This is a genomic window from Agromyces tropicus (assembly GCF_039531345.1).
GTDB classification, from domain to species: Bacteria; Actinomycetota; Actinomycetes; order Actinomycetales; family Microbacteriaceae; genus Agromyces; species Agromyces tropicus.
Genome location: NZ_BAAAPW010000001.1, coordinates 470,356 through 489,012 on the forward strand (window position 1 = coordinate 470,356; position 18,657 = coordinate 489,012).

The window sequence follows — 18,657 nt, forward strand, 5'->3', positions numbered from 1 at the left end:
CGCCGCTACTCCGAGTCCGCCTCGAGCTCGGCCTGCACCTCGGCGGTGAGGTCGAAGTTGCTGTACACGTTCTGCACGTCGTCGCTGTCCTCGAGGGCGTCGATGATGCGGAAGACCTTCTTCGCGGTGTCGGCGTCGATCTCGACCTTGAGGTTCGGCACGAACTCGACGTCGGCGGACTCGTAGTCGAGCCCCGCGTCCTGCAGCGCAGTGCGGACCCCGACCAGGTCGGAGGCCTCGGTGACGACCTCGAAGCCCTGCGCGTGCGGCTCGACCTCCTCGGCGCCGGCCTCGAGCGCCGCCATCATGACGTCGTCCTCGGTCGTGCCCTCGCCCGAGACCACGATGACGCCCTTGCGCGAGAAGTTGTAGGCGACCGAGCCCGGGTCGGCCAGGGTGGCGCCGTTGCGCGAGAGCGCCGTGCGCACCTCGGCCGCCGCGCGGTTCTTGTTGTCGGTGAGGCACTCGACCATGAGTGCCACGCCGCTGGGACCGTACGCCTCGTACATGATGTTCATGTACTCGACGCTCTCGCCGGAGATGCCGGCGCCGCGCTTGATCGCGCGATCGATGTTGTCGTTCGGGACCGAGGTCTTCTTGGCCTTCTGCACGGCGTCGTACAGCGTCGGGTTGCCCGCCAGGTCGGCGCCGCCGAGCTTCGCGGCGACCTCGATGTTCTTGATGAGCTTGGCGAACGACTTCGCACGGCGCGCGTCGATGACCGCCTTCTTGTGCTTGGTCGTCGCCCACTTGGAATGCCCGGACATGCCTCTCCCGTCACGGTGATCAGTACCACGACAGTCTAGGCCAGCACGCCCGTCGGCCCGGGGCGCGCACGCGCGCGGCCCGGGCCGCGGGACGACGGACGCCGGTGCCATCGGGCTCACGCGATGGCCGGCATGCCCTCCGGGAACAGGGCCCGCTGCCAGGCGGCGTATCTGCGTCGGAGCAGGATCGCCCAGAGCAGCCGTATGGGCGCCGGCAGGTGCTCGCGGGGCCAGTCGGCACGATCCGCCTCGGGGACGGCGTCGATCATGAGTCCGAGCTGGATCGGGATGCCGTCCTTGGGGAAGCTCTCCCGTCCGTGCTCGCCGATCGCGTCCCACTCGCGCTGGCTGAGCACCTCGGCGGCGACGGGGACGACCTCGTCCTCCTCCTGCCCGAGGTGGACGCCGAGGGCGACGCCCACGTCGTCGAGCGCCGCAGCGAGCGCCTCGGCGGCGTCGGCGTCCGCGCGCTCGCGCCAGTCGACCACGCGCGGGCCCACGCGGCCGAGGAGCGCCGCGACGTGCCGGTGCTGCTCGCGCATGAGGCCGACGGTCAGCGCGCACGAGGGGCGTCGCGCCTCGATCGGATCCCAGAGCATGGCGTCCTCGCCCTCGTGGTGCACGTGGAGTCCGAGGGTGACGAGGTCGACCGCGTCCGCGACGACCGTGGTGCGCGCGAGGTCGCCGGGCGTCGCGTCGCGGACGAGCCGCGGCATCTCCCGGAAGCCCCACCGGAAGATGCGGTGGACGATGAGGATGTCGGAGGTGTCGCACCCGGGTGCCTCGCCGTCGGGCAGGGAGTCGGAGGTGCTGGGCAGTCGCGTGGTCATGACGGCGATGCAAGCCGACGGCGAGGGTCGCGGCATCCGTGGCGTCACTGATCGCCGACGCGCCGGACGGAGCCGATCGGCCCGCGGACCGGCGAGACTACGCCGCCGCGGCGACCGCCTCGCGCACCTTGCCGAGGAAGTAGGCGTGGAAGCGGTGGTCGCCGAGGATCTCGGGGTGGAAGCTCGTGCCGACGAGGTTGCCCTGCTCGACGGCGACGACGCGGCCGTCCTCGAGCGCGGCGAGCGGGGCCGCCCGCTCCCCCACGGATTCGACGACGGGTCCCCGGATGAACACCGCGCGCACGGGCGGCTCGCCGAGCACGGGGATGTCGAGGTCGGTCTCGAACGACTGGTTCTGCGATCCGAACGCGTTGCGGCGCACGACGACGTCGAGGCCGCCGAGGTTCTGCTGCCCGGGGATGCCGTCGAGCAGCGTGTCGGCGAGCATGATGAGGCCCGCGCACGTGCCGTAGACGGGCAGGCCCTCCGCGATCCGGCGCCGCAGCGGATCGGCGACGCCGAACGATCGGGAGAGCTTGTCCATCACCGTCGACTCGCCGCCGGGGATGACGAGACCGTCGATGCCCTCGACGTCCTCAGGGCGGCGCACCAGCACGATGCGCGCCCCGAGGCCGGCGAGCACGCGGGCGTGCTCGCGGAAGTCGCCCTGCAGCGCCAGGACGCCGACGGTCGGGCCGGCGGCATCCGTCAGGCCCTGCGACTCGTCGCGGAGGGTCACCATCCGCGCTCGGCGAGGCGGTGCGGCGCCGCGAGGTCGGCGACGTTGATGCCGACCATGGCCTCGCCGAGACCGCGCGACACCTCGGCGATCACCTTCGGGTCGTCGTAGAACGTGGTCGCCTTCACGATCGCGGCCGCGCGCTGCTCGGGGTTGCCCGACTTGAAGATGCCGGAGCCGACGAACACGCCGTCGGCGCCGAGCTGCATCATCATGGCGGCATCGGCCGGCGTCGCGACACCGCCCGCGGTGAACAGCACGACGGGGAGCTTGCCGGTCTCCGCGACCTCGAGGACGAGCTCGTACGGCGCCTGCAGCTCCTTGGCGGCGACGTAGAGCTCGTCGCGCGTCATCGACTTCAGCTGGTTGATCTCGCTCGTGATCTTCCGGATGTGCTTGGTCGCCTCGGAGACGTCGCCGGTGCCGGCTTCGCCCTTGGAGCGGATCATCGCGGCGCCCTCATTGATGCGGCGGAGGGCCTCGCCGAGGTTGGTCGCACCGCAGACGAAGGGGGTCGTGAACGCCCACTTGTCGATGTGGTTGACGTAGTCGGCCGGCGAGAGCACCTCGGACTCGTCGATGTAGTCGACCTCGAGCGCCTGCAGCACCTGCGCCTCGACGAAGTGGCCGATGCGGGCCTTCGCCATGACGGGGATCGAGACCTCGGCGATGATCGCCTCGATGAGGTCGGGGTCGCTCATGCGGGCGACGCCGCCCTGGGCGCGGATGTCGGCGGGCACGCGCTCGAGCGCCATGACGGCGACGGCACCGGCGTCCTCGGCGATGCGGGCCTGCTCGGGCGTGACGACGTCCATGATGACGCCGCCCTTCAGCATCTCCGCGAGGCCGCGCTTGACTCGGCTCGAGCCGATCTCGGCAGTGCTCATCGTGATTCCCTTTCGACGGAGGACGCGCGATCGCGCAACTTCTCGGACAAGGCGCTTGCTTGGCCTAGGCCAAAAGATAGCATGGAGCGGACCCTGCAGTTCGACCCGTATCGGATCGTGACATGACCCTCGAGATCACCGGCCGCTCAGCCGCCGACATCGCCGCGAGCGTCCGCGCGCTCATCGAGCGTGGCGCCCTCCGGCCCGGCGACTCGCTGCCGCCCGTGCGCAACCTGGCCGACCACCTGGGCGTGAACCGCAATACCGCGGTCGCGGCGTACCGGCAGCTCACGTCGGCCGGCGTCGTCGTCACCCGCGGCCGCGGCGGCACGCACGTGGCCGATCGCTCCGCCGTGGCCCAGGAGGGCTTCGCCGCCGACAGCGTGCTGCGGGACGTCGCCACCGGCAACCCCGACCCCGAGCGCATCCCCGACCCGTCACGCGCCCTCGCGGGCATGGCGGGCCGGCCGGTGCTGTACGGCGAGCCCCTCATCGACCCGGGCCTCGAGCGATGGGCGCGCGAGTGGATGTCGGCGGACCTCATGCCCACCGACGTGCGCCTCACCATCACGAGCGGCGCGGCCGACGCGGTCGAGCGGCTCCTCGCCCAGGCCCTCGTCCGCGACGACGCGGTCGCGCTCGAGGACCCGTGCTTCCTGACGAGCATCCACACGGTGCGCGTCGGCGGCTACCGGCCCGTGCCGGTCCCGGTCGACGACGAGGGCATGACGGTCGACGGGCTGCGCGCCGCGCTCGACCAGGGCGTGCGCGCCGTCGTGTGCACGCCGCGCGCGCAGAACCCGACGGGCGCGAGCCTGACCGAGCGCCGCGCGGAGGAACTGCGCGCGGTCCTGCGCGACCACCCGTACGTGCTCGTCATCGAGGACGACCACTTCTCGATGCTGTCCCGCAGCCCGTTCCGCTCCATCATCGGGCCGGAGCACCGACGGTGGGCGCTCGTGCGATCGGTGTCGAAGTTCCTCGGTCCTGACATGTGCCTCGCCGTCACGGCATCCGACCCGGAGACCGCCGACCGCCTCGCGATGCGCCTGAGCCCGGGCACGACGTGGGTCAGCCATCTCCTCCAGCGGCTCGCGCTCGCCCTCGTCACCGACCCCGAGGTGGTCGCCGGGATCGCCGACGCCGGCGCGCACTACGCCGCTCGCAACGCCGTGTTCGCCGCCCGCCTCACCGACCTCGGCGTGCCGGCGGAGGCCGGCGACGGCCTGAACCTGTGGGTGCCGCTGCCGGTTCCGGCGCGCGACGTCTCCGAGCAGCTCATGCGCCGCGGCTGGCTGGTGCGCGCGGGCGACGAGTTCGCCCTGGCCGAGGAGCCCGCCGCCCATCGACTGCGGCTGACCGTGCACGACCTGTCCGACGCCGACGCGGAGCGGCTCGCCGCCGACGTCGCGGCGGCCGTCCGCGCCGCGGGCGGCCGGCTCGTCGTCGCGGGGATGGAATGATCGTCGGGTGAAGGTCCTCTCCATCCAGTCCGCGGTCGCGTACGGCCACGTCGGCAACTCGGCGGCCGTGTTCCCCCTCCAGCGCATCGGCGTGGAGGTCATGCCGGTGTACACGGTGAACTTCTCGAACCACACCGGGTACGGCGCGTGGCGCGGCCCGATGATCAGCCCGGACCACGTCCGCGAGGTCATCGACGGGATCGAGGACCGCGGGGTGTTCCCCGAGGTCGACGTCATCCTCTCGGGCTACCAGGGCGGCGAGGGCATCGCCGACGTCATCCTCGACGCGGTGGCCCGCATCAAGTCCGTGAACCCCGACGCCGTGTACGCGTGCGACCCGGTCATGGGCAATGCGAAGAGCGGATGCTTCGTCGCGCCGGCCATCCCCGTGCTGCTCCGCGAACGCGTCGTGCCGGCCGCCGACCTGATCACGCCGAACCAGTTCGAGCTCGGCTACCTGACGGGAACCGAGCCGGGCTCGCTCGAGTCGACGCTCGAGTCCGTCGACCTCGTCCGTGCCTCCGGCCCCCGCACGGTGCTCGTGACGAGCGTCGAGCGGCCCGATCGCGAGGGCGGCACGATCGAGATGCTCGCGGTCGACGACGACGGCGCGTGGATCGTGCAGACGCCGCGACTGCCGATGAAGGCGAACGGATCCGGGGATGTCACGGCCGCGCTCTTCACGGCGCACTCGCGTCGCACCGGCTCGGTGGCCGACGCCTTGGCGATGACCGCGTCGAGCGTCTTCGACCTGCTCTCGAACACCCACGAATCGGGGCAACGCGAACTGCGACTCGTCGAGTCGCAGGAGGCGTACGCCAACCCGCGGATGCAGTTCGAGGTCCGGCAGGTGCGCTGAGCCGGACGCCTCAGCGGGGCCACGCCTCCGCGATCTCCTCGCGCACCTCGCCGAGCAGGCGCGGCAGCGCCTTCGTGCCCGCGATGATCGGGAAGAAGTTCGCATCGAGCGCCCAGCGCGGCACGATGTGCTGGTGCAGGTGCCCGGCGATGCCGGCGCCGGCGATGCGGCCCTGGTTCATGCCGATGTTGAAGCCGTCGCACCGCGCCACCTCCTTGACCGTGCGCATCGCGACCTGCGTCAGCTCGCCGATCTCGGCGACCTCCTCCGGCGTCGCCTCGTCGTAGGTCGCGATGTGGCGGTACGGGCAGACCAGCAGGTGTCCGCTGTTGTAGGGGAACAGGTTCAGCAGCACGTACGCATGCGTGCCGCGCGCGACGATGAGCGACTGCTCGTCGCTCAGCTCCGGCGCTCGGCAGAACGGGCAGGAGTGCTCGTCGGGCTGCTGGCCGTGCTGGATGTAGACCATCCGATGCGGGGTCCACAGGCGCTGGAACGCGTCGGGCACTCCGGCGAGGTCGGCTGCGTCATCCGTCGGCACGCCGTCGAACTCGTCGGGCTGGTACGCGCGGGTCATGCGAACAGGTCGTCCCGGGTGGTCACCTGGCGGCGATCGGCGATCGCGTCGAGGATGCGCCGCTCGGCGTCGGCGATCGCCACGCCGTTCTCCTGCGTGCCGTCGCGGAAGCGGAAGCTCACGGTCTCGCCGGTGCGGTCGTTCTCGCCGGCGATGAGCTGGATCGGCACCTTCTGGGTCGTGTGGGTGCGGATCTTCTTCTGCATGCGGTCGTCGCTCGTGTCGAGCTCGGTGCGCACGCCGGATCCGGCGAGCTGCGTGAGGATGCCGCCGAGGTAGGGCGCGTACTCGTCGGCGACGGGGATGCCGACGACCTGCACGGGCGAGAGCCAGAGCGGGAACGCGCCGGCGTAGTGCTCGGTGAGCACGCCGAAGAAGCGCTCGATCGACCCGAACTTCGCCGAGTGGATCATGACGGGCTGCTGGTGGCTGCCGTCGGCCGCGGTGTACTCGAGGCCGAAGCCCTCGGGCTGGTTGAAGTCGTACTGGATCGTCGACATCTGCCAGGTGCGGCCGATCGCGTCGCGCGCCTGCACCGAGATCTTGGGGCCGTAGAACGCGGCGCCGCCCGGATCGGGCACGAGCTCGAGGCCAGAGCGTTCCGCGACGTCGCGGAGCACGTTCGTCGCGACCTCCCACTGCTCGTCGGTGCCCTTGAACTTGTCGGAGTCGGCGTCGCGGGTCGAGAGCTCGAGGTAGAAGTCGTCGAGGCCGAAGTCGCGGAGCAGGCCCAGCACGAAGTTCAGCAGGTGCTCGATCTCGGCGGGCGCCTGCTCGGGGGTGACGTAGCTGTGCGAGTCGTCCTGGGTCAGGCCCCGCACACGCGTGAGGCCCTGCACGACGCCGGACTTCTCGTAGCGGTACACCGTGCCGAACTCGAAGAACCGCAGCGGCAGCTCGCGGTACGAGCGCCCGCGCGAGCGGTAGATGAGGTTCTGCATCGGGCAGTTCATCGCCTTGAGGTAGTACTCGCTGTTCTCGAGCTCCATCGGCGGGAACATCGTGTCCTTGTAGTACGGCAGGTGCCCGGACAACTCGAAGACGTGGGCCTTCGTGATGTGCGGCGTCGAGACGTACTGGAAGCCCTCCTCGATGTGCCGACGGCGGACGTAGTCCTCCATCTCGCGCTTGATCACCCCGCCCTTGGGATGGAACACGGGCAGGCCGGAGCCGATCTCGTCGGGGAAGCTGAACAGGTCGAGCTCGAGGCCGAGCTTGCGGTGGTCGCGGCGCGCCGCCTCCTCGAGCCGGTGCTGGTAGGCGCGGAGCTCGTCCTTGGTCGGCCACGCGGTGCCGTAGATGCGCTGGAGCTGCGGGTTCTTCTCCGACCCCCGCCAGTACGCGGCGGCCACGCGCATGAGCGCCCAGCCGTTGCCGATCATGCGGGTGTTCGGCAGGTGGGGCCCGCGGCACAGGTCCTTCCACGCCACCTCGCCCGACTTCGGGTCCACGTTGTCGTAGATGGTGAGCTCGGCGCCGCCGACCTCCACGGACTCGTTGTCGTCCTGGCTGCCCTCGCCGCCGGTGGGGTGACCCTTCAGCCCGATGAGCTCGAGCTTGTACGGCTCCGCGACCAGCTCGGCCCGCGCCTCCTCGTCGGTCACGACGCGGCGGACGAACCGCTGCCCCGAACGGATGATGCGCGCCATCTCCTTGTCGAGCACCTTCAGGTCCTCGGGCGTGAAGGGCTCGACGACGTCGAAGTCGTAGTAGAAGCCGTCGGTGACGGGCGGGCCGATGCCGAGCTTCGCGTCGGGGTTGACCTTCTGCACGGCCTGCGCGAGCACGTGCGCCGTCGAGTGGCGGAGGATCGCGAGCCCGTCGGGCGAGTCGATCGCGACCGGTTCGACGACGTCGGCGTCGGTCACCGTCGTCGCGAGGTCCGTGAGCTCGCCGTTGACGCGCATCGCGACAACGGAACGATCGGTGAAGAGCTCGAAGCCGTCGGCCAAGTGGATCCACTCCCCTGCTGTGTGAGACGCAACCCCTCAACTGTAGTCGGGCCCGCGGGGCCCCGGCGCGCGGACCGGATCGTGGGCCGCGGGGCGCGGGTCCGCTTGCGCGCACGCTGCGCAAGCGGCGCCCTGATCGCGTCATGGCTTGCGCCGGCTTGCGTGCGTCTCTGCAAGAACACGACTTTTCCCAGACATTTCCTCGCACCGGCTTGTGACGTTCTCACGCAGCGTCATAGCCTCGCCTCACCCGAGGGCACCGCGACGCCCCGCCGTGCCCGCCGGCGTGCACAACGAGAGGAATCGAGTCGACGATGACACGTCCCACCATCCCCGTCCCTCCGCCGCCGCGCGGACCGCACCCGAATGCGGGGCGCGCCCCGCTCGCCGTGGCCGCGACCGCGGTGCTCGCCGTCGGCGCCGCCCTGCTCGGCCCCACGCCGGCCTCGGCCGCACCCGATCCGGTCGTCACGCGGGCCGGGCTCGACCCGGTGCTCGTGGCCGGGCGCGGCGCCGACGTGCCGTTCCTCGAGCAGGAGGCCGAGCACGCGACCACGACCGGCGAGGTGATCGGACCCGACCGCACTGCGTACACGATCGAGGCCGAGGCATCCGGCCGCTCGGCCGTGCGACTCGACCCGGGCGAGTACGTCGAGTTCACCCTCCCCGAGGCCGCGAACGCCGTCACGGTCCGCTACAGCATCCCCGACGCCCCCGGTGGCGGCGGGATCACCGCGCCGCTCGAGGTCTCGGTCGACGGCGGCGAGCCCGCGACGATGACGCTCACCTCCGAGTACTCGTGGCTCTACAACCAGTACCCGTTCACGAACGATCCCGACGCCGACCTCCTGCACCCCGACTGGTGGATCACCGAATGCGGCTGCGTCCCCGGCGAGGGCTACGAGGTGGAGAAGCCCTTCCGCCCGATGCACTTCTACGACGAGCAGCGGATGCTCCTCGGTGCGACCCACGAGGCGGGCAGCGTCGTCCGCCTGGAGGCGCCCCCGGGCACGGATGCCGCGTGGACCGTGATCGACCTCCTCGACTCCGAGCTCGTGGCTCCGCCTGCCGCGCAGCCGGTCGGCTCGGTCAGCGTGGTGAGGTTCGGCGCCGACCCCACGGGCGTGCGCGACTCCGCCCCGGCGTTCCGCACGGCCATCCGCTGGGCCCAGCGCCACGACGTGGACGTGTTCATCCCCGCCGGCGGGTTCCGCGTCAGCGAGCACCTCGTCGTCGACGACGTCACGATCCGCGGCGCCGGCAACTGGCACTCGACGGTCTTCGGCGAGGAGGTCGCGTTGAAGCGGCCGAGCGCCGACGGCTCCGTGCACACCGGGGTCGGCTTCTACGGGAGGGATGCCGCCGACGGCGGCAGCTCGAACGTGCACCTCTCGGACTTCGCGATCCGCGGCGACGTGCGCGAGCGCATCGACACCGACCAGGTCAACGGGGTGGGCGGTGCGATGAGCGACTCGACGATCGAGCGCCTGCACATCGAGCACACCAAGGTCGGGCTCTGGTTCGACGGGCCGATGGACGGCGTCGTCGTCCGCGACAACCTGATCGTCGACCAGGTCGCCGACGGACTGAACTTCCACACCGGCGTGACCGGCTCCGTCGCCGAGGGCAACTTCGTCCGCAACACCGGCGACGACGGCCTCGCCATGTGGTCGGAGGGCGTCGCGAACGCGGGCAACGCGTTCGCCCGGAACACGGTCCAGACGCCGACCCTCGCCAACGGCATCGCGATCTACGGCGGCGCGGACACGACCGTCGAGGGCAACCTCGTCGCCGACCCGATCCGCGAGGGCAGCGCCCTGCACGCCGGGTCTCGTTTCGGCGCCGAGCCGTTCACCGGGTCGCTCGACTTCACCGACAACACGACCGTGCGCGCCGGTACCTACGAGCTCAACTGGAACATCGGGCTCGGGGCGATCTGGCTGTACGCGCTCGACCGTTCGATCGATGGCGCCGACATCCGCGTGACCGGCGACCACTACCTCGACAACACGTACAACGCGATCATGCTGGTCTCGGACTGGCCCGTGAAGGACCAGGTCTCGATCTCCGGCGTGCACGTCGCCGACGTGCGCGTCGACGGCACCGGGACGTCGGTCGTCAGCGCCCGCGTCGCCGGCTCGGCCTCGTTCGAGAACGTCGACGCGCGCAACGTCGGCGCGGTCGGCATCAACAACTGCGGGTCGTTCAACTTCACGGCCGCGGGCTCGGAGTTCTCGATCACCGACCTCGGCGGCAACGACTCGAGCGGCATGAACACGACGGGGCCGTGGATGGCGCCGTGGGAGCTGCCGAACACGATCACGTGCGACGACCGACCCCCGGTGGTGCCGCCGCCGGCGCCGTCCGCCTGGTGATGCGTCGGGGCGTGCGGCCGCCGCGCGCCCCGACCGTCGCCCGGTTCATCCGGCCGCGCCGATGCGCACTCGATCGGTGAACGCTCCCACCGCGGGGACGAACTCGAGCTCGAGCGCCGCGTCCGTGACGCGAACCACGAGGTTGCCCCAGCTCGGTGCCACGTTCGCCCCCGACCAGGTCGCGAAGTACGGCGCATCCGGATCATCGGCATGCACGTCCCGGAGGGTCGTCCCGCCGGTGCCCACCGTCACGAACACGGTTCCGGCTCCCTGCTCGAGTTGGTCGCCGCCGTCGACCACGCAGGCCGGCGTGACGGCGACCGGCGCCACCGACGCGCAGTCCGCCCCCAGCGCCAACTGCGCCGTCCGCTGGTAGAGGTGCTCATGGCCCCCGATGACCAGATCGACGCGGCGCTGCACCAGCAGGTCGACGAGGTCCGGACCCGGATCGCACTCGTAGTTCCCGACCGAGAGGCACGGCTTGTGCATGCCGACGACGACCCATCGGATGCCGGCGCTCCGGGCGTCGTCGATCGCGCTCCGCGTCCACTCGTATCGCTCCGACCCGCGGGCGTACGACCAGGTGCCGTCGGGGAAGGTGATCCCGGGCGAGATCATGACGAACCTGACCAGCGGCGAGCCTGCGGGCAGGTCCACGCGGTACTGGCGCGCGTAGTCGCCCACCAGCCCGTCGACGCGGTTGGGCAGGCACTCGGCGAACGCCCCGATGTCCCCGTTCGCGCCATCCGACTCGTGGTTGCCGCTCAGCAGCTCGAACGGCACCGTGCCGCCGACCTGCCGGGCGACGAACTCGCACCATTCCCGCTCGGTGCCGACCTCCCCGTAGGACAGGTCGCCGAGGGCGAAGTGGACGTCCGGGTCCAGGCGCCGGACGTCAGCCAGGGTCGCCGCGGACTCCCCGGTCATGCCGATGTCGCCGGCGGCGGTGAACATGACCGATGAAGGCGGCGCGGGCTCGGCTCGTCCGCCCCCGGCATCCACGCGGTCGCACGAGGTGAGCAGCAGCCCTGCCGCAGCCACGAGTGCGGCGCTCGCCTGCCACGCCGCGCTGCGCATCCGACGCCTCCTCCGCAGCGCCGCTCGCACGGTCGGCGGGGAGCGCCGCTCCCGTGCAGCGTACCCCGCCGACGCGACCCCCGAACCGGGACGTTGCGGCCCCAGAAGGAGAGGCCGCGCACGTACCGGGAGTGCAACGGCGACCTCCGGGGCCTCGCCTCGTGGTGGGCCGACTCGTACCACCAGTCGACGCCCCTCCAGGAGCTCGACGTCACCGACGTCCCCACGGCGAGAACGTCCTGACCCACCTCGCCGCCCCGGACGTGCACTGGATCGAGTCCGACGAGGCCAACAACGTCACCTGGGTGGAGTTCCGTCTCAGCCGGACGAGCTCGAACGCGAAGGTCGAGGTGCTCGACCACCCGCCCTGCGTGCCCCCGGTCAGCTGCGGCTTCGGTGGCAACCCGTGAGTCGCTGACGGCATCCGCACCGCGCGCGGTTCGTCGCGGGAGACGACGAAGGCCCCGGCGTCTGCCGGGGCCTTCGTGCTGGTGGGCGATACTGGGATCGAACCAGTGACCTCTTCCGTGTCAGGGAAGCGCGCTACCGCTGCGCCAATCGCCCGTGCTCTGAGTCGAGCCCTTGGGCTCTGCTCGAGGTGGATACGGGATTCGAACCCGTGTATACGGCTTTGCAGGCCGCTGCCTCGCCTCTCGGCCAATCCACCGTTGCTTGGGTTCACCACCGAACGAACAAGAACCGGCTTGCGCCGGTTGCTTGATCAGAGCGGATGACGAGACTCGAACTCGCGACCCTCACCTTGGCAAGGTGATGCGCTACCAACTGCGCCACATCCGCGTTTGCGATCCGCATTTCTGCGTGCAGAAAGACGATAACCCATCCGATGAACGAATGACAAACCGAGCGGGTCCCCCTGGTCGTTCGGCCCGGTCACGGGGCCAATCCGACCCTGCCATCCGGGCGTGTCGCCGACCCTCGCGCTCGCCGCCCGCCCCGACCGCCCGAGCGACGGTGCGTCGATGTGCATTCGACCCTGCGCGTGGGCTAGTATCGATCCGCGGTCGCGATCCGATCGGGCCGCGAATCCCACATGGGCGATTGGCGCAGCTGGTAGCGCGCTTCCTTCACACGGAAGAGGTCGTCGGTTCGAGCCCGGCATCGCCCACCATCTCGAACGCCCCCGGTTCCCCCGGGGGCGTTCGTCGTCTCAGCCCCAGCCGTACCGGGCCTCGAGCGCCTCGACCACGCGCCGGTACCTCGCTGCATCGAGCGATGCGGCCTCGCGACGCATGCCGTCGGCATGGATCCGGAAGACGCGGTCGATCCGGGCCCAGCTCGGCCGTCCGTCGCCGTCCCACGCGCCGGATCCGAGCGCGACCGCGTCGGGATCGCCGTCCTGCGGCCGGCTCGTCAGCGGCACGGCCAGGAACCGGTCGTCCTCCCCCGCCGCGACGACGACCACCGGGCGGTCCTTCCCGCGTCCGTCGCGTTCCTCGTAGGGGACCCACGTCCAGACGACCTCGCCCGGGTCGGGCTCCCCGTCGTGCTCGGGAGCGTACGAGAAGCGGACGCGACGCACCCGCGCCGGATCGAGCTCGACCGTCGCCGCCGGCCCGAACCGGCCCGGGGATGCCTCGAGGTCGGTCGCGACGGGTCCGGGCGCGGCATCCGCCCTCGCCGTCGACACCGGAGACGGGCCCGCACCGCGGGCCGGCGACGGGCGGATGACACGCCGAAGGGCGGTGAGGAAGCGGCGGGCGTCAGGCACACCCGCACACTACCCTCACCGCCCTTCGCGGTGATCGCAGGATCAGACGGACTCGAGCTTGTAGCCCTCCTCGCCGTGGACGATCGTGTCGATGCCCGCGAGCTCGTCCTCGTTCTTCACGCGGAAGCCGATGGTCTTCTCGATGGCGAAGCCGACCACGAAGGCCACGATGAACGAGTAGAGGAGGACGCCGATGGCCGCGATCGCCTGGACGGCCAGCTGACCGGCGTCGCCGCCGACGAAGAGGCCGGTGCCGGTGGCGAAGAAGCCGAGGTAGAGGGTACCGATGAGGCCGCCCACGAGGTGGATGCCCACCACGTCGAGCGAGTCGTCGAAGCCCCACTTGAACTTCAGCTCGATGGCGATGGCGCACACCGCACCGGCCACGACGCCGAGGACCGTGGCCCAACCCGGGGTGAGGTTGGCACAGGCCGGAGTGATCGCGACGAGGCCCGCGACGGCGCCGGACGCGGCGCCGACCGACGTCGGCTTGCCGTCCTTGATCTTCTCGACGATGAGCCAGGCGAGGATCGCCGCGGCCGTCGCGACGAGCGTGTTCACGGCGATCAGGCCGACGCCGGGCATGCCCTCGGCGAGGAACTCGGCACCGGCGTTGAAGCCGAACCAGCCGAACCACAGGATCGAGGCGCCGAGCAGGGTCAGCGGCACGTTGTGGGGCTTGTCCATGCCCTTCTGGAAGCCGACGCGCTTGCCGAGGACGAGCGCGAGGGCGAGCGCCGCAGCACCGGCGTTGATGTGCACCGCGGTACCACCGGCGTAGTCGATGACGGTCGGGAGACCGAGGTTGTCGCCGAGGGACAGGATCCAGCCGCCGCCCCAGACCCAGGCCGCGACCGGGAAGTAGACGAGGGTGGCCCAGACGCCCGCGAAGATCATCCACGCGCCGAACTTGGCGCGGTCGGCGATCGCGCCCGAGATGAGCGCCACCGTGATGATGGCGAACGTCGCGCCGAAGATCACACCGAGCAGGTCGGCGTTGGCCGACTCACCGGACGCGATGCCCGCGAGCCCGAAGTCGGCGAAGGGGTTGCCCGAGAACTCCCAGGCGCTGCCGACCGCGCTCATGTTGAAGCCGTACAGCACCCACAGGACGCTGATCAGTCCCATTGCGCCGAAGCTCATCATCATCATGCTGACGACGCTCTTGGCCTTGACCAGTCCGCCGTAGAAGAACGCGACGCCCGGCGTCATGAAGAGCACGAGCGCGGATGCCGTGACGGCCCACGCGATGTTGCCGCTATCCATAGGTAATCCTCACACCTCAGGGTTTGCAGGGGACGTACCGCGAGGGGGATGAGACTGGGGCTCGTCTCGAGGTACGGGGATCAGAATGGTGCGGCAACGTTTCGACGACGGGCCACGGAACGTTTCACGACGGTTACGGAATCGCCCTGAATGTAACGAGCGTGTTTCCGGATGCCGCGACGAGCCTCCGAAATCGCCCGGACAGGGGTGCGCGCCGGGTCGCCGCGTCGATCGCGGGCGGGCGCGCCGGGGGTGGTGACGGGCCTCAGTCGTGCGGCGGCAGCTCGCCGGTCGTGAGGGCGATCATGCGCGACATCGACCGCAGGTACTTCTTCCGGTAGCCGCCCTCGAGCATGTCGCCGCCGAACACCTCGTCGAGCGGGACGCCGCCCGCGACGATCGGCACCTCGGCGTCGTAGACGCGGTCGATGAACGCCACGAGGCGCAGGGCCGCGTTCTGGTCGGTCAGCTCGTGCACGCCCGTGAGCGCGATGACCTCGACGCCGTCGATCAGCTTGATGTACTTCGACGGGTGGACGGTCGACAGGTGCGCCATGAGCGCGTCGAACGAGTCGAGCGTGACCCGATGGCCGCGACCGGCGAGCGAGTTCGCCGCGTGCTCGACCGACGCGTCGTCGGCGATCGAGGCGGCGTGCCCCTCGGTGTCGCGCCGGCGGTAGTCCAGGCCGTCGATCCGGAGCGTCTCGAAGTTCGACGAGAGGGCGTGGATCTCGCGCAGGAAGTCCGCAGCGGCGAACCGGCCCTCGCCGAGCGCGTTCGGCGGGGTGTTGCTCGTCGCGGCCACGCGCGTGCCGCCCGCCATGAGCTCCCCGAGGAATCGCGTCATGAGCATCGTGTCGCCGGGATCGTCGAGCTCGAACTCGTCGATGCAGACCAGCCGCGCACCGCGGAGGAGCTCGACCGCGGGCGCGTACCCGAGTGCGCCCACGAGGGCCGTGTACTCGATGAACGTGCCGAAGTACTTCGGACCGTGCGCGACGTGCCAGAGCGACGCGAGCAGGTGGGTCTTGCCGACGCCGAAGCCCCCGTCGAGGTAGACGCCGGGCAGCTCGATGCGCGCCGGCCGCTTGCGCGAGAAGAACCCGCCGGGCCGCTGCGCGGCCCGCCACGCGCCCGCGAACGTGTTCAGCCGGTCGAGTGCGGCCTGCTGCGACGGGAAGTCCGGGTCCGGTCGGTACGAGTCGAACGACGCGTGCTCGAACTGCGGCGGCGGGACGAGCTCCGACGCGATCTCGGCGCCGGTGATCGTCGGGTTCCGGTCGACGAGGCGCTCGGGCGCGGATGCCGCTGCAGGGGTCATGTACGTGGGGCTCCTGTTGCACCTGATGACGGGCGCGGTGACTCGGACCGGCGCGCCGCGTAGATTCGATGGTGGACGGGTGACCAGCCTAGTCCGCCCCGTATTCCGCCTCGCCCGACCGGGCGACCACTGGAGGTACCCCATGTCCGTCGAGTCCGACCCCGCCGCCGAGCTGGCCGAGTACGCGCACCCCGAGCGCCTCGTCACCACCGAGTGGCTCGCCGAACGACTCGGCGAACCCGGGCTCGTGGTCGTCGAATCCGACGAGGACGTGCTGCTCTACGAGGTCGGGCACATCCCCGGCGCGGTCAAGGTCGACTGGCACACGGAGCTGAACGACCCGGTCGTCCGCGACTACCTGACCGGCGAGCAGTTCGCCGAACTGCTCGGCCGCAAGGGCATCGCCCGCGACGACACGGTCGTCATCTACGGCGACAAGAACAACTGGTGGGCCGCGTACGCGCTCTGGGTGTTCACCCTGTTCGGCCACGAGGACGTCCGGCTCCTCGACGGCGGTCGCGACAAGTGGATCGCAGAGGGCCGACCGCTGACCACCGACGCGCCCGACCGGGAGTCGGTCGAGTATCCCGTCTTCGAGCGCGACGACACGACCGTCCGCGCCTTCAAGGACGACGTGCTCGCGCACCTCGGGAGGCCGCTCATCGACGTGCGATCCCCCGAGGAGTACACGGGCGAGCGCACGCACATGCCGGCCTACCCCGAGGAGGGCGCGCTGCGCGGCGGCCACATCCCGACCGCGGCATCCGTGCCGTGGGCGCGCGCCGCCGCGGAGGACGGCACGTTCCGCCGCCGGGCCGAGCTCGAGGCGATCTACCGGGACGAGGTCGGGCTCCGCGAGGGCGACGAGATCATCGCCTACTGCCGGATCGGCGAGCGGTCCAGCCACACGTGGTTCGTGCTGACGCACCTGCTCGGCTTCGAGCACGTGCGCAACTACGACGGGTCCTGGACGGAGTGGGGCAGCGCGGTGCGCGTGCCGATCGCCACCGGCCCGGAGCGCGGCGAGGCGCCCGCGCGGTAGCCGGAGCGCGGGCGGCACCGCGCCGATCGATGGGAGAATGGGTCGGATGGATGCCACAGCCCTGCCCCCGGCGCTCGCCGAGACGCGCGAGGACTTCCTCGCGCTCGGCCTGAAGGACCGGCTCACGCTCCTGCTCGACTTCTCGAACGAGCTGCCCGAGCTCCCCGAGCGCTATCGCGACCACCCGGACCTGCTCGAGCGCGTCGAGGAGTGCCAGTCGCCGGTGTACATCTTCGTCGAGGTCGACGGCGACGGACTCGTGCACATGCACGCCACCGCGCCCGCCGAGGCACCCACCACGCGCGGGTTCGCCTCGATCCTCGCGCAGGGCCTCGAGGGCCTGAGCCCCGACGAGGTCATGGCGATCCCGGCCGACTACCCGCAGTCGCTCGGGCTCAACGAGGCCGTCTCGCCGCTGCGCGTGCGGGGCATGTCGGGCATGCTCGCGCGCGCGAAGCGCCAGCTCGCCGAGCGCCTGGCCGCGGCCTGAGCCCACGGCGCCGCCGACTCGGGACCGGTCCGCTCGACGCGGCGCCGACTCAGCGCGCCGCGAGCCAGTCGCGCACCAGCATCGTCCATCGGCGCGGGTCGTGGTTCCAGAGCTTGGTGTGGCGCGCGCCCTCGAAGACCTCGAACTGCACGAGGTCCGGCCGCACCTCGGCCAGCCGCCGGGATCCGTCGATGGGCACGAAGCCGTCGTCCTCGCTGTGCAGCAGGAGGATCGGCACGTCGAGCTCGTCCGCGCGGGCGACCGCGTCGAGCGCCTCCAGGTCGATCGGCGCTGCGAGGCCCGTGAGCGTGCCGGCGATCGGCGCGCTCAGCACGCGGGCCACGGCACCGCCCAGCTCGGACGGCAGGCCGAGCGCACGGCCCTGGAAGCGGAGGATGTCCGGCCAGTCGACCGCAGGCGACTCCAGCACGAGGCCCACGAGGTGCTCGCGCACCTCCTCAGCACGCAGCACGGTCTGCAGCACGATCGAGCCGCCCATCGACCAGCCCATGAGCACGATCCGCCGCGCGCCGCGCTCCACGGCGAAGCGCACGGCCGCGACGACGTCCTCCCACTCGGTGCCGCCGAGGCCGTAGCGCCGGTCCGCGCTCGCGGGCGCCTCGCCGTCGTTCCGGTACGACACGAGGAGGCTCGACCAGCCCGCCGCGACGGCCGGTTCCACGCCACGGAGCGCCTCGTGGCGCTTGGCCCCCCGCCCGTGCACCTGGATCACCCAGTCCGACGACACGGAACCCGAGGCATCCGCGGCCGGGACGAACCACGCCGGTGCGGGCCCGAGCGGGGTCGGCACGCGCACGTTCTCGTAGTGGGGCGCGACCTCCCATGGTCCGAGGTGCATCCAGCCGCTGATACGTCCGCGCGCGGCCCGGTCGAGGCGCCCGAACTCGACCGACTCGACCACGCGGCGCACTCGGTGGCCGTCGTCGTGCAGCACGTCGCCGACCCGCGCATAGCCGGAGTCGCGCTCGAACCAGAGGCCGAACCGGCCGCGCAACCGGGCGTCCTCCGAACCGGACAGCACCACCTCGCCCGCCGCCAGGTCCACGCGCTCGATCCGGACGTCGTCCTCTCGCGCCGGCTCCGGGATGACCACGCGACGGGCGAACACGACGGCGGTCGTCGCGGTGGCCGCCACCAGCGCCGCGCCCACGATCGCGAGCCCGCCGAGGACCGCGCCGACCGGACCCACCGTGCGCTCGAGCCGTGTCATCCTGCCTCCTGGTCGGTTCGCCTGCCGGGGCCGTCGCGTGCGGCGCGCCGCC

Annotated in this window: 17 protein-coding genes and 4 tRNA genes; 7 read left to right on the forward strand and 14 right to left on the reverse strand. The window is 71.3% G+C overall.

Features of this window, described 5'->3' with window-relative positions; translation table 11 throughout:
- Positions 1-5: 5 nt before the first annotated feature.
- The 4 genes from ABD230_RS02205 to pdxS form a co-directional block, all read right to left on the reverse strand.
- Positions 6-767, reverse strand: coding sequence for a YebC/PmpR family DNA-binding transcriptional regulator (locus ABD230_RS02205; protein WP_344369130.1), 762 nt, complete (start codon positions 765-767; stop codon positions 6-8).
- Positions 768-883: 116 nt separating this feature from the next.
- Positions 884-1,597, reverse strand: coding sequence for a hemerythrin domain-containing protein (locus ABD230_RS02210; protein ID WP_344369131.1), 714 nt, complete (start codon positions 1,595-1,597; stop codon positions 884-886).
- Between the two features lie 97 nt (positions 1,598-1,694).
- Complete coding sequence (pdxT, locus tag ABD230_RS02215) at positions 1,695-2,339, reverse strand: pyridoxal 5'-phosphate synthase glutaminase subunit PdxT (RefSeq protein ID WP_344369132.1); 645 nt, start codon at positions 2,337-2,339, stop codon at positions 1,695-1,697.
- Positions 2,333-3,223: a pyridoxal 5'-phosphate synthase lyase subunit PdxS gene (pdxS, locus tag ABD230_RS02220; protein WP_344369133.1), complete on the reverse strand. Its 891-nt coding sequence runs from the start codon at positions 3,221-3,223 to the stop codon at positions 2,333-2,335. The genes pdxT and pdxS overlap by 7 nt, the downstream gene beginning before the upstream one ends.
- Before the next feature lie 122 nt (positions 3,224-3,345).
- Here pdxS and ABD230_RS02225 point away from each other — a divergent pair, with 122 nt between their 5' ends.
- Both ABD230_RS02225 and pdxY read left to right on the forward strand, forming a co-directional pair.
- A complete protein-coding gene (locus tag ABD230_RS02225; RefSeq protein ID WP_344369134.1) occupies positions 3,346-4,686 on the forward strand; it encodes an aminotransferase class I/II-fold pyridoxal phosphate-dependent enzyme in 1,341 nt (446 codons plus the stop codon).
- A 7-nt stretch (positions 4,687-4,693) separates the two neighbouring features.
- Positions 4,694-5,545 carry a pyridoxal kinase PdxY gene (gene pdxY, locus ABD230_RS02230; protein WP_344369135.1) on the forward strand — a complete coding sequence of 284 codons (852 nt, stop codon included), beginning with the start codon at positions 4,694-4,696 and terminating at the stop codon, positions 5,543-5,545.
- A gap of 10 nt (positions 5,546-5,555) precedes the next feature.
- Here the strand turns inward: pdxY and ABD230_RS02235 are convergent, their stop codons facing one another.
- Together ABD230_RS02235 and thrS are read right to left on the reverse strand one after the other, a co-directional pair.
- Positions 5,556-6,122: an HIT family protein gene (locus tag ABD230_RS02235; protein WP_344369137.1), complete on the reverse strand. Its 567-nt coding sequence runs from the start codon at positions 6,120-6,122 to the stop codon at positions 5,556-5,558.
- On the reverse strand, positions 6,119-8,029 hold the full coding sequence (gene thrS, locus ABD230_RS02240) for a threonine--tRNA ligase (RefSeq protein WP_344370103.1): 1,911 nt from the start codon (positions 8,027-8,029) through the stop codon (positions 6,119-6,121). The genes ABD230_RS02235 and thrS overlap by 4 nt, the downstream gene beginning before the upstream one ends.
- A 359-nt stretch (positions 8,030-8,388) precedes the next feature.
- On the opposite strand from thrS, the gene ABD230_RS02245 reads away from it, so the two are divergent.
- The gene (locus ABD230_RS02245) at positions 8,389-10,449 is read left to right on the forward strand and encodes a glycosyl hydrolase family 28-related protein (protein WP_344369139.1); all 2,061 of its coding nucleotides are present in this window, start codon (positions 8,389-8,391) and stop codon (positions 10,447-10,449) included.
- Between the two features lie 45 nt (positions 10,450-10,494).
- Here ABD230_RS02245 and ABD230_RS02250 read toward each other — a convergent pair whose 3' ends face one another.
- Positions 10,495-11,526: a metallophosphoesterase gene (locus ABD230_RS02250; protein ID WP_344369140.1), complete on the reverse strand. Its 1,032-nt coding sequence runs from the start codon at positions 11,524-11,526 to the stop codon at positions 10,495-10,497.
- 263 nt (positions 11,527-11,789) lie between these two features.
- On the opposite strand from ABD230_RS02250, the gene ABD230_RS02255 reads away from it, so the two are divergent.
- Complete coding sequence (locus ABD230_RS02255) at positions 11,790-11,936, forward strand: hypothetical protein (protein ID WP_344369143.1); 147 nt, start codon at positions 11,790-11,792, stop codon at positions 11,934-11,936.
- Positions 11,937-12,015: 79 nt separating this feature from the next.
- On the opposite strand, the gene ABD230_RS02260 is transcribed toward ABD230_RS02255, so the two are convergent.
- The 3 genes from ABD230_RS02260 to ABD230_RS02270 form a co-directional block, all read right to left on the reverse strand.
- A tRNA-Val gene (locus tag ABD230_RS02260) sits at positions 12,016-12,090 on the reverse strand.
- Between the two features lie 32 nt (positions 12,091-12,122).
- Positions 12,123-12,193 (reverse strand) — tRNA-Cys (locus ABD230_RS02265).
- A gap of 58 nt (positions 12,194-12,251) precedes the next feature.
- Positions 12,252-12,324 (reverse strand) — tRNA-Gly (locus tag ABD230_RS02270).
- A gap of 255 nt (positions 12,325-12,579) precedes the next feature.
- Between ABD230_RS02270 and ABD230_RS02275 the strand changes: the two genes are divergently transcribed.
- Positions 12,580-12,655, forward strand: a tRNA-Val gene (locus tag ABD230_RS02275).
- 39 nt (positions 12,656-12,694) lie between these two features.
- On the opposite strand, the gene ABD230_RS02280 is transcribed toward ABD230_RS02275, so the two are convergent.
- From ABD230_RS02280 to zapE, 3 genes are all read right to left on the reverse strand, one after another.
- A complete protein-coding gene (locus ABD230_RS02280; protein WP_344369144.1) occupies positions 12,695-13,255 on the reverse strand; it encodes a type II toxin-antitoxin system PemK/MazF family toxin in 561 nt (186 codons plus the stop codon).
- Between the two features lie 42 nt (positions 13,256-13,297).
- Positions 13,298-14,521, reverse strand: a complete 1,224-nt coding sequence (locus ABD230_RS02285) for an ammonium transporter (RefSeq protein ID WP_344369145.1) — start codon at positions 14,519-14,521, stop codon at positions 13,298-13,300.
- 265 nt (positions 14,522-14,786) lie between these two features.
- Entirely contained in the window at positions 14,787-15,842 is a 1,056-nt protein-coding gene (zapE, locus tag ABD230_RS02290) for a cell division protein ZapE (RefSeq protein WP_344369147.1), read from the reverse strand.
- Positions 15,843-15,984: 142 nt separating this feature from the next.
- Between zapE and ABD230_RS02295 the strand changes: the two genes are divergently transcribed.
- Both ABD230_RS02295 and ABD230_RS02300 read left to right on the forward strand, forming a co-directional pair.
- A complete protein-coding gene (locus tag ABD230_RS02295) occupies positions 15,985-16,884 on the forward strand; it encodes a sulfurtransferase (RefSeq protein WP_344369148.1) in 900 nt (299 codons plus the stop codon).
- Between the two features lie 46 nt (positions 16,885-16,930).
- Positions 16,931-17,374 carry a SufE family protein gene (locus ABD230_RS02300; protein WP_344369150.1) on the forward strand — a complete coding sequence of 148 codons (444 nt, stop codon included), beginning with the start codon at positions 16,931-16,933 and terminating at the stop codon, positions 17,372-17,374.
- 49 nt (positions 17,375-17,423) lie between these two features.
- Here the strand turns inward: ABD230_RS02300 and ABD230_RS02305 are convergent, their stop codons facing one another.
- Positions 17,424-18,605 carry an alpha/beta hydrolase family protein gene (locus ABD230_RS02305; RefSeq protein ID WP_344369152.1) on the reverse strand — a complete coding sequence of 394 codons (1,182 nt, stop codon included), beginning with the start codon at positions 18,603-18,605 and terminating at the stop codon, positions 17,424-17,426.
- Positions 18,606-18,657 lie beyond the last annotated feature (52 nt).

Bases quoted from the DNA above. Each gene is read 5' to 3' on its own strand.
- ABD230_RS02205 (WP_344369130.1), bottom strand. From the start codon at position 767: ATGTCCGGGCATTCCAAGTGGGCGACGACCAAGCACAAGAAGGCGGTC.
- ABD230_RS02210 (WP_344369131.1), bottom strand. From the start codon at position 1,597: ATGACCACGCGACTGCCCAGCACCTCCGACTCCCTGCCCGACGGCGAG.
- pdxT (WP_344369132.1), bottom strand. From the start codon at position 2,339: ATGGTGACCCTCCGCGACGAGTCGCAGGGCCTGACGGATGCCGCCGGC.
- pdxS (WP_344369133.1), bottom strand. From the start codon at position 3,223: ATGAGCACTGCCGAGATCGGCTCGAGCCGAGTCAAGCGCGGCCTCGCG.
- ABD230_RS02225 (WP_344369134.1), top strand. From the start codon at position 3,346: ATGACCCTCGAGATCACCGGCCGCTCAGCCGCCGACATCGCCGCGAGC.
- ABD230_RS02235 (WP_344369137.1), bottom strand. From the start codon at position 6,122: ATGACCCGCGCGTACCAGCCCGACGAGTTCGACGGCGTGCCGACGGAT.
- thrS (WP_344370103.1), bottom strand. From the start codon at position 8,029: ATGCGCGTCAACGGCGAGCTCACGGACCTCGCGACGACGGTGACCGAC.
- ABD230_RS02245 (WP_344369139.1), top strand. From the start codon at position 8,389: ATGACACGTCCCACCATCCCCGTCCCTCCGCCGCCGCGCGGACCGCAC.
- ABD230_RS02250 (WP_344369140.1), bottom strand. From the start codon at position 11,526: ATGCGCAGCGCGGCGTGGCAGGCGAGCGCCGCACTCGTGGCTGCGGCA.
- ABD230_RS02285 (WP_344369145.1), bottom strand. From the start codon at position 14,521: ATGGATAGCGGCAACATCGCGTGGGCCGTCACGGCATCCGCGCTCGTG.
- zapE (WP_344369147.1), bottom strand. From the start codon at position 15,842: ATGACCCCTGCAGCGGCATCCGCGCCCGAGCGCCTCGTCGACCGGAAC.
- ABD230_RS02295 (WP_344369148.1), top strand. From the start codon at position 15,985: ATGTCCGTCGAGTCCGACCCCGCCGCCGAGCTGGCCGAGTACGCGCAC.
- ABD230_RS02300 (WP_344369150.1), top strand. From the start codon at position 16,931: ATGGATGCCACAGCCCTGCCCCCGGCGCTCGCCGAGACGCGCGAGGAC.
- ABD230_RS02305 (WP_344369152.1), bottom strand. From the start codon at position 18,605: ATGACACGGCTCGAGCGCACGGTGGGTCCGGTCGGCGCGGTCCTCGGC.